This window comes from Massilia agrisoli, assembly GCF_020831365.1.
Taxonomy (GTDB): domain Bacteria; phylum Pseudomonadota; class Gammaproteobacteria; order Burkholderiales; family Burkholderiaceae_D; genus Telluria_A; species Telluria_A agrisoli.
Genome location: NZ_JAJHPV010000013.1, coordinates 445,443 through 460,496 on the forward strand (window position 1 = coordinate 445,443; position 15,054 = coordinate 460,496).

11 protein-coding genes and 1 pseudogene are annotated in these 15,054 nt (G+C 64.2%); 8 read left to right on the forward strand and 4 right to left on the reverse strand.

The window, feature by feature from the left end; genetic code table 11:
• The first annotated feature begins 1 nt into the window (after nucleotide 1).
• The 3 genes and pseudogenes from LMJ30_RS11005 to LMJ30_RS11015 all read left to right on the forward strand — a co-directional run bounded on the left by LMJ30_RS11005 (nucleotide 2) and on the right by LMJ30_RS11015 (nucleotide 2,456).
• The gene (locus LMJ30_RS11005; protein WP_229432395.1) at nucleotides 2–463 is read left to right on the forward strand and encodes a cyanophycin metabolism-associated DUF1854 family protein; all 462 of its coding nucleotides are present in this window, start codon (nucleotides 2–4) and stop codon (nucleotides 461–463) included.
• Nucleotides 464–474: 11 nt separating this feature from the next.
• Nucleotides 475–774, forward strand: a complete 300-nt coding sequence (locus LMJ30_RS11010; RefSeq protein ID WP_229432396.1) for a YciI-like protein — start codon at nucleotides 475–477, stop codon at nucleotides 772–774.
• 165 nt (nucleotides 775–939) lie between these two features.
• A pseudogene (locus tag LMJ30_RS11015) lies at nucleotides 940–2,456 on the forward strand (BCCT family transporter).
• A gap of 80 nt (nucleotides 2,457–2,536) precedes the next feature.
• Here the strand turns inward: LMJ30_RS11015 and LMJ30_RS11020 are convergent.
• The 3 genes from LMJ30_RS11020 to LMJ30_RS11030 form a co-directional block, all read right to left on the reverse strand.
• The gene (locus LMJ30_RS11020) at nucleotides 2,537–4,462 is read right to left on the reverse strand and encodes a TRAP transporter large permease (protein ID WP_229432397.1); all 1,926 of its coding nucleotides are present in this window, start codon (nucleotides 4,460–4,462) and stop codon (nucleotides 2,537–2,539) included.
• Nucleotides 4,459–5,064: a TRAP transporter small permease subunit gene (locus tag LMJ30_RS11025; protein WP_229432398.1), complete on the reverse strand. Its 606-nt coding sequence runs from the start codon at nucleotides 5,062–5,064 to the stop codon at nucleotides 4,459–4,461. Before LMJ30_RS11025 ends, LMJ30_RS11020 begins: the two co-directional genes overlap by 4 nt.
• An 87-nt stretch (nucleotides 5,065–5,151) precedes the next feature.
• The gene (locus LMJ30_RS11030) at nucleotides 5,152–6,291 is read right to left on the reverse strand and encodes a TRAP transporter substrate-binding protein (protein WP_229432399.1); all 1,140 of its coding nucleotides are present in this window, start codon (nucleotides 6,289–6,291) and stop codon (nucleotides 5,152–5,154) included.
• Between the two features lie 282 nt (nucleotides 6,292–6,573).
• Here LMJ30_RS11030 and LMJ30_RS11035 point away from each other — a divergent pair, with 282 nt between their 5' ends.
• Complete coding sequence (locus tag LMJ30_RS11035) at nucleotides 6,574–8,610, forward strand: TonB-dependent receptor (RefSeq protein ID WP_229432400.1); 2,037 nt, start codon at nucleotides 6,574–6,576, stop codon at nucleotides 8,608–8,610.
• Between the two features lie 106 nt (nucleotides 8,611–8,716).
• The gene (locus tag LMJ30_RS11040; protein WP_229432401.1) at nucleotides 8,717–9,775 is read left to right on the forward strand and encodes an aldose epimerase family protein; all 1,059 of its coding nucleotides are present in this window, start codon (nucleotides 8,717–8,719) and stop codon (nucleotides 9,773–9,775) included.
• 15 nt (nucleotides 9,776–9,790) lie between these two features.
• Here the strand turns inward: LMJ30_RS11040 and LMJ30_RS11045 are convergent, their stop codons facing one another.
• Nucleotides 9,791–10,291, reverse strand: coding sequence for an MgtC/SapB family protein (locus LMJ30_RS11045; RefSeq protein ID WP_229432402.1), 501 nt, complete (start codon nucleotides 10,289–10,291; stop codon nucleotides 9,791–9,793).
• Nucleotides 10,292–10,385: 94 nt separating this feature from the next.
• Between LMJ30_RS11045 and LMJ30_RS11050 the strand changes: the two genes are divergently transcribed.
• The 3 genes from LMJ30_RS11050 (at nucleotide 10,386) to uvrA (ending at nucleotide 15,050) form a co-directional block, all read left to right on the forward strand.
• Nucleotides 10,386–10,892, forward strand: a complete 507-nt coding sequence (locus LMJ30_RS11050) for an acyl-CoA thioesterase (protein WP_229432403.1) — start codon at nucleotides 10,386–10,388, stop codon at nucleotides 10,890–10,892.
• Nucleotides 10,893–11,062: 170 nt separating this feature from the next.
• Nucleotides 11,063–12,349, forward strand: coding sequence for an OmpA family protein (locus tag LMJ30_RS11055; protein ID WP_307729296.1), 1,287 nt, complete (start codon nucleotides 11,063–11,065; stop codon nucleotides 12,347–12,349).
• A gap of 178 nt (nucleotides 12,350–12,527) precedes the next feature.
• Nucleotides 12,528–15,050, forward strand: coding sequence for an excinuclease ABC subunit UvrA (uvrA, locus tag LMJ30_RS11060; RefSeq protein WP_229432404.1), 2,523 nt, complete (start codon nucleotides 12,528–12,530; stop codon nucleotides 15,048–15,050).
• Nucleotides 15,051–15,054: the final 4 nt, after the last annotated feature.

Sequence of the window (15,054 nt, forward strand, 5' to 3'; positions counted from 1 at the left end):
GATGGCGTTTCAACTGACCCGCAACAGCTTCGGCAAGCTTGTCCTGACCGCAGAAGACGGCCAGGTGCACCAGGGCGTGCTGCCGGTGCGCGCCTTCCCGATCCAGGCGCCTGATGAAGGCATCTCGATGGTTCTGCCAACCGGCAAGGAGGTCGCATGGATCGACGAGTTGGCCGGGCTGCCGGACGATATCCGCCAGCTGGTGCATGACGAACTGGAAGGGCGCGAGTTCATGCCAGAGATCCTGCGCATCGTCGGCGTCACCAGTTTCGCGACGCCGTGCACATGGACTGTCGCGACCGACCGTGGCCAGACCGAATTCCTGCTCAAGGGCGAAGAAGACATCCGCCGCATCGGCGCCACCTCGCTGCTGGTGGCCGACAACCACGGCATCCACTTCCTGATCCGCGATATGTTCACGATCGATAAGAACAGCCGCAAGATCCTCGACCGCTTCCTTTAAAAGGACCACGCATGCACTACCTGTTGATGTACGAGCTGGCACCTGACTACCTCGAACGCCGCGGCGAATTCCGCAACGAGCACCTGAAACTGGCCTGGGATGCGCAGCAGCGCGGCGAGATTGTCGTGGCCGGCGCGCTGTCCGACCCGGCCGACATGGCGGTGCTGATGTTCCAGGCCGAGTCGCCGGAAGTGGTGGAAAAGTTCGCCAGGGCCGACCCGTATGTGATTCACGGGCTGGTCACCGGCTACCGCGTCAGGCAGTGGAACACGGTCGTCGGCGAGTTGGCATCGACTCCGGTTCGCGGATAGCTTCCGCATCGTCCGGTAGGGCGGAAGCCACACGATCGTAATCGAACATCCGCCTGCCCCCGCCTGCGTGCAACCGGTGCGTCGCACTTTGCTGATAATTTGCTAACATCGCTAGCGCTCGCCCGCGCCGCACCCGCAGCGCTTGCCGGCCTATAAGGAGGCAACATGCAACTCATCTTAACGGCAGGCTTCATCCTCCTTATCGTGCTATGGGGAATACTCGCGCCAGCGGCGATGGCGTCCGTATTCGACACCGCACTGGCCAGCATCACGCGCAACTTCGGCTGGTTGTACCTGTGGATCGTGCTGGGGCTGGTGGTCTTCGCGATCTTCGTCGCCGTCACGCGCTACGGCGACCTGAAGCTTGGCGGCGAAGACGACGAACCGGAATTCTCGGCGGGCAGCTGGTTCGCCATGCTGTTCGCGGCCGGCATGGGTATCGGCCTGGTGTTCTGGGGCGTGGCCGAGCCGATCTCGCATTACGCCGACGCCCCGCCCGGCGTCCTCCCCGGCACCCCGGAGGCGGCCAATGCCGGCATGCGCTACGCCTTCTTCCACTGGGGCCTTCATCCATGGGCCGTGTACAGCGTCGTCGCGCTGGCGATCGCCTTCTTCCAGTATCGCCGCCAGGGCGACGCCCTGATCAGCACATCCACCAGCGCGCTGCCGTGGAAGCCGGTCCAGCGCATGGCGGGTGTATTCAACGGACTGGCGGTCATCGCCACCGCGTTCGGGGTGGCGGCGTCGCTGGGCATGGGCGCACTGCAGATCAACAGCGGCTTCCAGGCCGTGTTCGGGCTTGAAGTCAGCGCTCCCACGCAGGTGGCGATCATCGCGGTGACGGCGGTGCTGTTCATGATCTCGGCGGTCACCGGCGTCGAGCGCGCATTAAGTACCTGTCGACCTTTAACATGGGCCTTGCCGTATCCCTGACCGCAGCGGTGTTCATCCTCGGCCCGACGGTGGCGATCATCGACACTTTCACCAACACGCTCGGCAGCTACCTCAGCGAGCTGGTGCGAATGAGCCTGCGCGCCACCCCGTTCCGCGATAGCAAATGGGTCGGCGGCTGGACCATCTTCTACTGGGCCTGGTGGATTTCCTGGTCGCCTTTCGTTGGCCTGTTCATCGCGCGGGTCTCGCGCGGGCGCACCATCCGCGAGTTCATTTTCGGCACCATGATGGCGCCGTCGCTGGCCGCCTTTGTCTGGTTTTCGGTGTTCGGTGGCAGCGCGTTGTACATGGAAATCTGGCAGGGCGTTCCGATCGCCGACGCGGTCAAGGCCGACGTGTCGACGGCGCTGTTCGCCATGTTCGATGTGATGCCGTTCGGCGCTGTCATGTCGTTCGCGGCGACCCTGGTGGTACTGGTGTTTTTCGTTACCTCGGGCGACTCCGCGGTGCTGGTGCTTGGCATGATGAGCACCGGCGGCAATCCGAATCCGCCGGGGCGGATCAAACTGGTGTGGGGCACGCTGGTTGCCGGCATCGCCATCAGCCTGCTGCTGGCCGGCGGCTTGAAAGCGGTGCAGACGGCCACCATCGTGTTTGCGCTGCCGTTTACGCTGGTGATCGTCCTGATGGTGGTGTCGCTGTGGCGGGCCATCCGGCACGACCGCAAGGAAGAGGACAGGCGTGAGCGCGAACTGCGCCGGCGCATGCGCCAGATGACCGAGCCCTAGCCCGGCCATGTCCTTTGTGACAAGAAAAAGGCACGCGACGCGCGTGCCTTTTTTCGGTTGACAACCCCGCCTGCGGGCCATTAGTTGTACAGCAGCTCCGGCAGCCACAAGCCAATCGCCGGGAAGGTGTACAGCAAGATGATGCCTACCACCTGAATCGCCATGAACGGCAACATGCCCATGAAGATCTGGTTCAGCGTCACATGCGGCGGCGCCACGCCCTTCAGATAGAAGGCGGACATTGCAACAGGCGGCGACAGGAACGCGGTCTGCAGGTTCATCGCGACAAGCAGCCCGAAGAACAGCGGGTCGATGTTGAAGTGCGCCAGCAGCGGCACGAAGATCGGCATGAAGATGACGATGATCTCGGTCCATTCCAGCGGCCAGCCAAGCAGGAAGATGATCACTTGCGCCAGCAGCATGAACTGCACCGGCGTCAGGTCCATCGACAGCACCCAGTCGTTGATGATCTCCTGGCCGCCCAGCAGCGCGAAGGCGGCCGAGAAGATGCTCGATCCGACGAACAGCCAGCACACCATCGCGCTGGTCTTGGTCGCCAGGTGGGCCGATTCCCTCAGCATGCCGAAGTTGAAGCGCCGGTAGGCGATCGCCAGCACCATGCCGCCGAGTGCGCCCATTGCCGCCGCTTCGGTCGGGGTGGCGAGCCCGAACACGATACTGCCCAGTACCGCGAGAATCATGAAGGCCAGCGGGAACAATGAGCCGAGCAGCATCTTGAAGATCTCCAGCCGGGCAAAGCTGAAGTAGGCGTAGAAGGCCGCGGCCAGTGCGACGCACACAGCCATCGCGACCCAGTACGCCCGGGGCGCCGTTTGCGAGGCCGGCTGGGCTGGCGCGCTGCTTGCCTCTGTTGCGGGAATCGGCGCGGCGGCGGCAGGGGCTTCGGCGCCTGGCGGTTCCGCCAGGCCGCCTTCCACCGGCGGCTCTTCCAGCCCGCCTTCGACAGGCGGTTCTTGCAGTCCGCCCTCGTAGCTGGCCTCGGGCTGCACTTCCTGCGCCGCGCCCATCTCGACCATCTCGGTCGGGGCGTCAACCGGTCCGGTAAATGCACGGTAGCCCAGGCCAAGGAACAGCGCCAGTGCGATCGCCGGCAGCAGGGCGACGAACAGCTGCCCCAGCACAGTGCGCTGCGGTACGCCGGCCGGGCGCTTTCCCGTCAGGGCGCCAAGCAGTCCAGGCAGCGCGCCGGTCGGGCCGCCGGCGAGGATGCGGGTGGCATGCTCAGGCAGTTCGACACGGCGGTCTTCTTCCGACAGCGGCGGCGCCGCGCTCGGCTTCACTTTGGCAAGGATCAGCACATAGCCGATGTACAGCACCGCCAGCATAATCCCCGGGAACAGCGCGCCGGCATACAGCTTGACCACCGAAACACCGGCGGTGGCGCCATACACGATCAGCAGCACCGACGGCGGAATCAGGATGCCGAGGCAGCCGCCCGCCGTGATGGCGCCAGCCGACAGCTGGGTGCTGTAGCCGGCCTTGAGCATCGCCGGCAGCGCCAGCAACCCCATCAGCGTGACCACCGCGCCGACGATGCCGGTGGCGGTGGCGAAGATCGCGCAGGTGACGATGGTGGCCACCGCCAGCGATCCCGGGACCCGCGCCATCGCGATGTGCAGGCTTTTGAACAGCCGTTCGATCAGGTTGGCGCGTTCGACCAGGTAGCCCATGAAGATGAACAGCGGGATCGAGATCAGCACGTCGTTGGCCATCACCGAATAGGCGCGCTGCACCATCAGGTCCAGCGTCTGCTGCCATGCCTGTCCGGGGTCGCGGGTATAGAAGGCGTAAAATGCGAACATCACTCCCATGCCCATCAGGGTGAACGCGGTAGGGAAGCCGAGCATGATGGCGATGACCACCAGGGCCAGCATCAGTAGGCCAACGTGGCCGTTGGTCATGTCGGCAGGCGCCGGCATGAAGGCGAACAGGATAATGACCAGCGCAACAAGGATGGACAGCCCGAACCAGATTTCCTTTTTCATCGCTGGCCCTCCGGACGCGTGGCGGCGTCGGTGTCGTTGACGTGCACCATTTCGCGCAGCTGGTCGACATCGACTTCCTCGACGTCGCGTTCGCGCGGCGGCCAGGCGCCATCGCGCAGGCAGGCGATGCAGCGGATGATTTCAGCGAAGCCCTGCAACAGCAGCAGCGCGCCGGAAATTGGAATGACCATCTTGAACGGGTACAGCGGCGGCCCGTTGGCGGTCAGCGTCGAGTGTTCGTTGATCGCCATCGATTCGGCGGCATAGGTATAGCCTGCCCATACCAGCGCGACGACGCCGGGAATGAAGAAGACGATGTACAGCACCAGGTCGAGCCCGGCCTGCAGGCGGGGCGGGAAAAAACCGTACAGCACGTCGCCGCGTACATGGCCGCTCTTGGCCAGGGTATAAGCGCCGGCCATCATGAAGGCGGTACCGTAGGCCATGATCATAAGGTCGAAGGCCCAGGGATTGGGGCTGTTCAGCACATAGCGCGCGAACACCTCCCATGAAATAAGAAAAGTGAGCGCGACGATCAGCCAGGAAAAGACCTGGCCGACCCAGCTGCTCACCCGGTCGACAAAAAATAAGAGGTTCTGCATGTGGTGCTCCTGAAGCAAAGGCGGCGGCCCGGATAAAAAAACACCATCCGGTGAGCTGGATGGTGTGCAGGACATGTCCTGTCGGGCTTACGCCTTCTTCGGCGCCGCCTTTCGCGCAAAGTAATGGTTGTACGCCATGCGCCGCGGGGCGTTGGTGTCCATGTCCCACTTCATGGCGCGGTCGGCGAACGCGCGCTGCGATGCCTCCACCTCGCGGAACAGCGGGTTGTCCGCGCCCTTTTTCTTCACCACGTCGTCCCAGATCGCCAGCTGCGCCTGCAGTACCGAGTCCGGGGTTTTGTAGAACTTGACGCCGTCCTTGGCCTGCATGTCGCGGTAGTCCTTGGAGTAGCGGTCGATCGCTTTCCACGACATGTCCGCCGACGACGCTTCGACGGCGTTGTCGATAATCGCGCGCATCTTGGCCGGCAGGGCGTTGAACTTGGTCTTGTTGAACGAGATCTCGAACTGTTCCGACATCTGGTGGAAGCTTTGCAGCATGCAGACCTTGGAAACGTCCGGGAAGCCGAGGATGCGGTCGGAGGTCGCGTTGTTGAATTCAGCGCCATCGAGCAGGCCGCGGTCCATCGCCGGGACGATCTCGCCGCCAGGCAGCGCGTTGACCGCCGCGCCCATCGCGGTGAACAGGTCGATCGCCAGGCCGTTGGTGCGGAACTTGGTGCCCTTCAGGTCTTCGACCTTGGTGATTGGCTTCTTGAACCAGCCCAGCGGCTGGGTCGGCATCGGGCCGGTGAGGTAGGAGACAACGTTGGCGCCGATCGAGTTGTACAGCTTGGCCAGCAGCTCCTTGCCGCCGCCGTACTTGTGCCAGGCCAGGACCATGTTCGCGTCCATGCCGAACACCGGGCCCGAGGTCCACAGCGCAATCGCGCTTTGCTTGCCGTAGTTGTAGCCCATCACGCCGTGGCCGCCGTCCAGCGTTCCCTTCGATACCGCGTCGAGCAGGCCGAAGGCGGGAACCACCGCGCCGGCAGGGAGTACTTCGATCTTCAGGTCGCCGCCGGTCATGTCGTTGACCTTCTTCGCGAAGTCGAGTGCGTACTCGTGGAAGATGTCCTTGCTCGGCCAGGTGCTCTGGAAGCGCAACTGGGTCGGGGTCTGGGCAGTGGCAATCATCGGCACCGCGAGGGCAGTGCCCGCGGCCGTGCCGATGAATTTGCGGCGGGTTGAAACGGTGTCCTGGGTCTTGGTATCGCTCTTCTTCATCGTGTGTCTCCTGTGTTTTAGTTTTACATGGATCAAAACCGATAAATCTCGACGCTCGCTACTCGGGGCTACCTCCTGTTTCTTATATGCATGGCAAATCGCTCTGCAAGAATGTTCTAGGATTCTTACAGTTTGCTTACGTTGAGCTTACGCCGAACGCAAGAGCACGAATCGCATGATATTGCGTTATGGCAACGAAGCATGTTTCCAGTGCCGGCAGCGAATCCAATCCCGTGCGGCAGCCGTACAAGTTCGAGCGAATACGTGAAACGGGGGGTACAAATGATGTCGAAAAAGCATTGTCCGTATGTGGCTGCGCTGCTCTGTGCGACCAGCGCTTACGCGGGCGCTGGCGAGCCAGGCGAGGCCAGGTTAACTTCAGTGACCGTTGTGGGGCACTACGACAACGCGGTTGGCACGTCCGACGCGGCAAGCGAAGGCACGGTCACGTCCGACCTGATCCGCAACCGGCCGGCGCTGCGCACTGGCGAACTGCTCGAATTCGTCCCCGGCATGATCGTTACCCAGCACAGCGGCGACGGTAAGGCCAACCAGTACTTCCTGCGCGGCTTCAACCTCGACCACGGCACCGATTTCGCCACCCATGTCGACGGCATGCCGGTCAACATGCGCTCGCATGCGCATGGCCAGGGCTACACCGACCTGGGTTTCCTGATCCCCGAACTGGTCCAGCGGATCGAATACAAGAAAGGGCCGTACTTCGCCAGCGAGGGCGACTTCTCGTCGGCCGGCTCGGCGCGCATGCGGCTGGCCGACAGGCTGCCCAACGGCACTGCCACCGTGTCGATTGGCGAGAACGGCTACCGCCGGATGGTGGTGACCGACTCGGTGGCCGCCCGTGACGGCAACGTGGTGTACGGGCTTGAGGTGCACCGCAACCGCGGGCCATGGCAAACCCCGGAGGACCTGCGCAAGTACAACGCGACGGTGCGCTACGTGCACGGCAGCAGCAGCGACGGCTTCTCGCTTACCGCCATGGCCTACCGCAACACATGGAAGGCCACCGACCAGGTGCCGCTGCGGGCAGTCGAGGGCGGCCAGCTGGGCAGGTTCGATGGCGTCGACGCCAGCGACGGCGGCGCCTCGTCGCGCTACAGCCTGTCGTGGGCGCTGCGCAAGCGCGGCGCAGGCAGCCTGACCGAGGTCGATGCCTACGCCGTGGCCTCATCGCTGGACCTGTACAGCAATTTCACCTACTTCCTCGACAATCCGGACGACGGCGACCAGTTCACCCAAAGCGAACGGCGGCGCATGGCCGGACTGAACGCCGCCCACAGCTGGACGGGCAGCGTGAACGGGCTGGCGATGCGCAACAAGGTCGGCCTGCAGGCGCGCGCCGACCGCCTCGCGCCGGTGGGCCTGTACCAAAGCGTGCAGCGCGCGCGCGGCGCCACCGTGCGCGAAGACCGCCTGACCGAAGCGAGCGCCGGCGTGTACGTCGAGAACACCATCGCCTGGCTGCCGGCATTTCGCAGCGTGGCGGGGGTGCGCTACGACCGTTACCGGTTTGACGTCGACAGCAGCATCGGCGGCAATCCGGGCAGGGCGTCGGACGGCATCGCCTCGCCCAAGCTGTCGCTGGTGTTCGGGCCGTGGAGCAAAACCGAGCTGTTCGTCAATGCCGGCAAGGGCTTCCACAGCAACGATGCGCGCGGGGTGGCCCAAGCGGTGGACCCGGTCACGCCCCTGGTTGCCACCCGCGGCATCGAGCTGGGCGCGCGCACCGAAATCGTCCCGGGGCTGCAAAGTTCGCTGGCGCTGTGGCGGCTGGATATCGATTCGGAGCTGCTGTTCATTGGCGATGTCGGCGACACCGAAGCGAGCCGGGCCAGCAGCCGGCGCGGCATCGAATGGAATAACCACTACGTTGCGGCGCCGTGGCTGCTGTTCGACGTCGACCTGGCGGTGTCGCGGGCCCGCTTTACCCAGCCTGACCCGGCGGGACCGCGCATTCCCGGCTCGCTTGGCAAGGTGGCCTCGTTCGGCGCCACGGTCACCGGGCTGGGGCGCTGGTCGGGCGGGGTGCAGGCCAGGTATTTCGGTCCGCGGCCGCTGGTCGAGGATGGCTCGGTGAAGTCGCGTTCGACGGCGCTGCTGTATGGAAGGATAGGCTACGCGGTGTCGAAGGCGACACGGATCTCGCTCGACGTCTTCAACCTGCTGGACCGCCAGGCCAGCGATGTGGATTACCTGTATCGCTCGCGCTTGCGCGGCGAGGAGGCCGGCGGCGTCGAGGACGTTCATTTCCATCCGGTCGAACCGCGCAGCGTCCGCCTGACCCTGGCGCACAATTTCTGAGGGACCGGCCGCGCGTTTCGGTACGTGGCGGAGCGGGTGAAACGGGGATGCTGGTGTACCATTCCCCGACCTACACAGACATCATGGGCGACAAGCGAGGAACTCGGTGCAAGCAAACATTCAGCAGGGCGACTTCGGCACGCTGCCAGACGGCAGGCGCGCCACCTTATATACCTTGATGAATCCCAACGGCCTGGTCGTCAAGATCAGCGACTTCGGCGGCGTCATCACGGAAATTCATACTCCTGACCGCGACGGCAAGTTTGCCGACATCAACCTGGGCTTCGACAATGTCTTGCCCTATCTGGAAGACTCGCCTTACTTCGGCGCGCTGATCGGCCGCCATGGCAACCGCATTGCCAAGGGCCAGTTCGTCCTCGACGGCAAGCTGATCCAGCTGCCCGTCAACAATGGCGAGAATCACCTGCACGGCGGGCCGATGGGTTTCCACCGCGTGTTCTGGAACGTGGAACCGTTCGAGCACGGCGACAGCGTCGGCCTGACCCTCAGCTACCGCAGTGTCGATGGCGAGCAGGGCTATCCAGGCAATCTCGACGTGACTGTGGTCTACGAGCTTAGCGCCGCCAACGAGCTGTGGGTGCGCTTCCACGCGGTTACCGACAAGGACACGGCGGTCAACCTGACCCAGCACGCCTACTTCAACCTGGCAGGCAAGGGCGACATTCTCGGCCACCTGTTGACGATCGACGCCGATGCGTTCACGCCGGTGGACAGCACCCTGGTTCCGACCGGCGCACTGCAGCCGGTGGCGGGCACGCCGTTCGATTTCCGCACGCCCCGCGCGATTGGCGAGCGTATCGGCGAAAAGGACGAGCAACTGGAGTATGGCGGCGGTTACGACCACAACTTCGTGCTCAACAAGCGCGGCAAGGCATGCCAGCTGGCGGCGCGCGTGGTCGAACCCTTGTCCGGGCGGGTGCTGGAAATGCATACGGAGGAACCCGGCGTGCAGTTCTACAGCGGCAACTTCCTCGACGGCAGCCTGACCGGCAAAGGCTGGAACTACTATTACCGGGGCGGGTTCTGCCTGGAACCGCAGCATTTCCCCGATGCGCCCAATCATCCGAACTTCCCAAGCACGATTTTGCGGCCGGGGCAGGAGTACGCGACCCAGTCGAAGTTCGTCTTCTCCGTCGAAAAATAGCGCGCCGCCGGCGCCTTATCCCTTGCGCTTGTTCTCTGTGCGGCGCAGCAGCGACAGGATGATCAGCGCCAGTAGCGCACTTAACACTGCGGTGGCCTCGCGGCCCATCCCCGCCGCGATGCCGACGGCGGCCGTGAGCCATACGCTCGCTGCTGTCGTCAGCCCGGTGATCTCGCCTTCCTTCTGCGATTTCAGGATCGCGCCGGCGCCCAAAAAGCCCACGCCTGCGGTCACTCCCTGCAGCACGCGCGAGACGTCGGCGATGGACATGCCCGCCTGCAGCGGGATCAGGACGAACAGCGCGGAGCCGAGCGATACCAGCATGTGGGTACGCAGCCCGGCCGAGGCCCCGATCGACTCGCGCTCATAGCCGAGGATGGCGCCGAGGGCGACGGCCACCAGCAGCCGGACCACGACGCGCGTAATGGCCGTGGCATCGCCCAGGTCTGAAAATTCTTGCTGGATCGTTATCCAACTCTCTGTCCACCACACGCCGCCGCCCCCCGGGTTTGCCATTTGCTGATTGCAGCAGGATACACACAACAGTATTATTGAAGCGCCATGTATGATTGAATGACAAGTCCAGAGCCAGCCGACACCGGAGTTTTTCATGACGAACCAAGGCATCACCGCTGCGCGCCCGCGCGAGATCACACTGCGTTTCCTGGCCGAGCCGACCGACGTCAATTTTGGCGGCAAGGTGCACGGCGGCGCCGTCATGAAATGGATCGACCAGGCCGGCTACGCCTGTGCGGTCGGCTGGAGCGGCTATTACTGCGTCACCGTCTACATCGGCGGCATCAGCTTTTACAAGCCGGTCTTCATCGGCCAGGTGGTGGAGGTGAAAGCCACCGTGGTGCATACCGGGACCTCCAGCATGCACATCGCGGTGGACGTCGCGGCCACCGACCCGCGCACCGGCGCGCGCAAGCGCACCACCCGCTGCCTGATCGTGTTCGTGGCGGTCGACGGGGCCGGCGACACCGTCCCAGTGCCGACATGGACGCCTGAAACCGAGGAAGACCAGCGCTTCGAGCAGTACGCGATCCACATGGCTTCACTGCGCAAGGAGCAGGAAGCCGAACTGCTGGCGATGGATTCGCTGCCTTTACGCTAGCAATGTGTTGTATTTTTGCGACTTTTATCAAACCTTCAACCCTTATGTTCGATACCGTACGGAGTGCCTGTTGGCCTTAGGTAATAGTGACATCACAGCTACGCAACTGCGCTAGCCTGCACTAATTAAGCAACCGGGTATATCGCATCCCACTAACACGAAAGAAAAATATGAAATCAGCTAAAAACATGTTCAAACTGACCGCAATGGCAGCTGCAATCCTGGCAAGCCAGGCAGTACTGGCGCAGAGCACCACGACCACGACCACCACGGACATGGGCACCGGCACCACCGCAGTCCAGACCACCACGACCGCGACGCCTGACGCAATGCCAGCGCAGACCACCACGATGGTCCAGGACGGCTCGATGGCTCCGGCCGCACCAGACGCGATGATCACCACCGACAGCAACCTGGAAGCGTGGAACAACAGCGCAGCCTACATCGGCGCTTCGATCGGCCGTTCGCGCGTCCATATCGATGACCGCGCTGCTGCCCGCCAGGTAACCACCCCGACCCAGACCGTGAACGCATGGTCGAGCGACGAAAAAGACGTCGGCTTCAAGCTGTTCGCTGGTAAGCACATCAACCGCTACCTGGCAGTTGAAGGCGGCTACTTCGACATGGGCAACTTCACCTACAGCACCCGCACCGTCCAGGGCGGCACCCTGAACGGCGACGTGCGCATCCGCGGCATCAACGCTGACCTGATCGGCAAACTGCCGCTGTCGCAGCGCTTCATGCTGTTCGCACGTGCTGGTATGGGCTATGTCAAGGCTGACACCGACTTCACCGGTTCGCGCGTCAACGAAGCAGCGCCTGCTGAACACAACGAAGGCAAGTGGAAGCCGCACTTCGGCGTAGGCGCTGAGATGAGCCTGAGCCAGAAGCTGTCGCTGCGCCTCGAAGCTGAGCGCGTCCGTACCCGCGACTTCCTGTCGGACAACGGCAAGGCGGACCTGTACTCGATCGGCCTGGTCTACAAGCTGGGCAACCCTGCGCCAGCACCTGTCTACGTCGCTCCGCCAGCACCGGCTCCGGTCGAAGCTGCACCGGCACCAGCGCCAGTAGCCGAGCCAGCACCAGTGCCAACCTCGGAAAAAGTATCGTTCGCCGCTGAAGCGCTGTTCGACTTCGACAAGGCCATCGTCAAGCCAGAAGGCAAAGCTGCCCTGGACGACCTGCTGAACAAGCTGCAAGGCATGAACACCGAAGTGATGGTTACCGTTGGCCACACCGACTCGATCGGCACCGACGCTTACAACCAGAAGCTGTCGCTGCGCCGCGCTGAAGCTGTCAAGGCTTACATCGTGTCGAAGGGTGTTGACCAGAGCCGCGTGTACACCGAAGGCAAGGGCGAGACCCAGCCAGTTGCTGACAACAGCACCTCGGAAGGCCGCGCAAAGAACCGCCGCGTGACCGTTGAAGTTGTTGGTACCCGTACCACCACCAAGTAATACGGATTCCTGGCGCGCCCTGTGCGCGCCAGCTCCTTACAAGCCGCCCGGCGCAAGCCCGGCGGCTTTTTTCATGCCTGCGCCCGCCGTGCGCGCCAAAGGTGTGACACCGTACAGTAGCCGGGCCCGGCTGCCGGTCTAATGGGAAGCAGGAGATTCTTCCCGTACCGAGGTGACAATGGATAGAAACAACAAGCCGCATGCGGGCTTCGTACAGGTGCGCGGCGCGCGCGAACACAACCTGAAGAACGTCAGCCTCGAGATCCCGCGTGATGCACTGGTCGTGTTTACCGGCGTGTCAGGATCGGGCAAGTCCTCGCTCGCCTTCGGCACCCTGTACGCGGAAGCGCAGCGGCGCTACCTCGAATCGGTGTCGCCCTACGCGCGCCGCCTGTTCCACCAGATGCCGGTGCCCGAGGTCGACCACATCGACGGCCTGCCGCCCGCGGTCGCGCTGCAGCAGCAGCGCGGTTCGCCGACCGCCCGTTCGTCGGTCGGCAGCGTCAGCACCTTGTCCAATTCGCTGCGCATGCTGTATTCGCGCGCCGGCGATTACCCGCGCGGCCAGGAGCTGCTGTACGCCGAGGCGTTTTCGCCAAATACGCCGGACGGCGCCTGCCCGCAGTGCCACGGCCTGGGACGGGTGTACGAAGTGACCGAGCAGTCGATGGTGCCGGACGACTCGCTGACCATCCGCGAGCGCGCCGTCGCCGCATGGCCGACCGCCTGGCATGGCCAGAACCTGCGCGACATCCTCGTCACGCTCGGGTACGACGTCGATACGCCGTGGCGCGAGCTGCCAAAAAAAGCGCGCGACTGGATCTTGTTCACCGACGAACAGCCGACGGTTCCGGTCTACGCCGGCTTCACGCCGGAGGAGACCAAACGCGCGCTCAAGCGCAAGGAGACGCCGAGCTACCAGGGCACATTTACCGGTGCGCGCCGCTATGTGCTGCAAACCTTTGCCAACACCGAAAGCGCGTCGATGAAAAAGCGCGCGGCGCGCTACATGGTCAGCACCGACTGTCCGCTGTGCGAGGGCAAGCGCCTGCGGCCCGAATCGCTGTCGGTCACCTTCGAGGGCCATGACATCGCGGATATTTCGCGCATGCCGCTTGAACGCCTGGCGACCCTGCTGCGGCCGCATGCCGACGGCAGTGCGAAAAAGAATGCGAAAACCGCGGCCGAACATCCGGAAAAGCTGATCGTCATGCAGCGCATCGCCGCCGACCTGGTCGCGCGGCTCGACGTGCTCCTCGACTTGGGCCTCGGTTACCTGTCGCTGGAACGCAGTACGCCGACCCTGTCGCCGGGAGAGCTGCAGCGGCTCCGGCTGGCGACCCAGGTGCGCTCCAACCTGTTCGGCGTGGTGTATGTGCTCGACGAACCATCGGCCGGCCTGCACCCGGCCGACGCCGAAGCGCTGCTGTCGGCGCTCGGGCAGCTCAAGGCGTCGGGCAATTCGCTGTTCGTCGTCGAGCACTCGCTCGACGTGATCCGCCACGCCGACTGGATTGTCGACGTCGGGCCGTTCGCCGGCGAGCAGGGTGGCCAGGTGCTGTACAGCGGCCCGCCGCAAGGGCTGCAGACGGTCGAAGATTCGCAGACCCGGCGCTACCTGTTCGTACAAAAAGCGCCGCAAGCGCGCATGCCGCGCGCGCCGAAGGACTGGCTGAAGCTGGAAGGGGTCAGCCGCAACAACCTGCACCAGCTCAGCGCCCAGTTCCCGCTAGGCGTGATGACCAGCGTGACCGGGGTATCGGGGTCCGGGAAATCGAGCCTGGTCAGCCAGGTGCTGGTCGAACTGGCGGCGGCCGAACTGGGGCACGAGATCCCGGCCGAGGCGGAGGAGGGCGGCGAGCTGGAAGCGGCGGCCGACGCGCCCCTGGAGGGACGCATCGTGCACGGCATGGCCGGCATCAAGCGCATGGTGCGGGTGGACCAGAAGCCGATCGGGCGCACGCCGCGCTCCAACCTGGCCACCTACACCGGGCTGTTCGACCATGTGCGCAAGCTGTTTGCGGGCACCAGGCAGGCGCGCGCGCGGCGCTACGACGCCGGGCGCTTTTCGTTCAATGTGGCCAAGGGCCGCTGCGAGCACTGCGCGGGCGAGGGCTTCGTGATGGTCGAACTGCTGTTTTTGCCAAGCGTGTACGCGCCGTGCCCGACCTGTTCGGGTGCGCGCTACAACGCCAAGACCCTGGAAATCACTTACAACGGCAAGAACATCGCCGAGGTGCTGGAGCTGACGGTGGACGCGGCGGCGGAGTTCTTCGCCGCCGATGCGGCGGTGAAGCGGTCCCTGGACGTGCTGCGCGAAGTGGGCCTGGGCTACCTGCGGCTTGGGCAGCCCGCCACCGAACTGTCCGGCGGCGAGGCCCAGCGCATCAAGCTGGCCACCGAGCTGCAGCGCGCCGGGCGCGGCAACACGCTCTATATACTGGACGAGCCGACCACCGGCTTGCACCCGGCCGACGTCGAAAAGCTGGTCACCCAGCTCGATTCACTGGTCGAGGCGGGCAACACCGTGATTCTGGTCGAGCACAACATGCGTGTAGTGGCCGCCAGCGACTGGGTCATTGATATCGGCCCTGGCGCCGGGGAAGCCGGCGGCAAGGTGGTGGTGGCCGGCCCGCCGGCCAAAGTGGCGGCGCATAAGGGGAGCCGCACCGCGCCCTACCTGGCGAAGATGTTGCCGTGATGCA

Bases quoted from the DNA above. Each gene is read 5' to 3' on its own strand.
- LMJ30_RS11055 (WP_307729296.1), top strand. From the start codon at position 11,063: ATGAAATCAGCTAAAAACATGTTCAAACTGACCGCAATGGCAGCTGCA.
- LMJ30_RS11005 (WP_229432395.1), top strand. From the start codon at position 2: ATGGCGTTTCAACTGACCCGCAACAGCTTCGGCAAGCTTGTCCTGACC.
- uvrA (WP_229432404.1), top strand. From the start codon at position 12,528: ATGGATAGAAACAACAAGCCGCATGCGGGCTTCGTACAGGTGCGCGGC.
- LMJ30_RS11050 (WP_229432403.1), top strand. From the start codon at position 10,386: ATGACGAACCAAGGCATCACCGCTGCGCGCCCGCGCGAGATCACACTG.
- LMJ30_RS11020 (WP_229432397.1), bottom strand. From the start codon at position 4,462: ATGAAAAAGGAAATCTGGTTCGGGCTGTCCATCCTTGTTGCGCTGGTC.
- LMJ30_RS11045 (WP_229432402.1), bottom strand. From the start codon at position 10,291: ATGGCAAACCCGGGGGGCGGCGGCGTGTGGTGGACAGAGAGTTGGATA.
- LMJ30_RS11030 (WP_229432399.1), bottom strand. From the start codon at position 6,291: ATGAAGAAGAGCGATACCAAGACCCAGGACACCGTTTCAACCCGCCGC.
- LMJ30_RS11025 (WP_229432398.1), bottom strand. From the start codon at position 5,064: ATGCAGAACCTCTTATTTTTTGTCGACCGGGTGAGCAGCTGGGTCGGC.
- LMJ30_RS11035 (WP_229432400.1), top strand. From the start codon at position 6,574: ATGATGTCGAAAAAGCATTGTCCGTATGTGGCTGCGCTGCTCTGTGCG.
- LMJ30_RS11010 (WP_229432396.1), top strand. From the start codon at position 475: ATGCACTACCTGTTGATGTACGAGCTGGCACCTGACTACCTCGAACGC.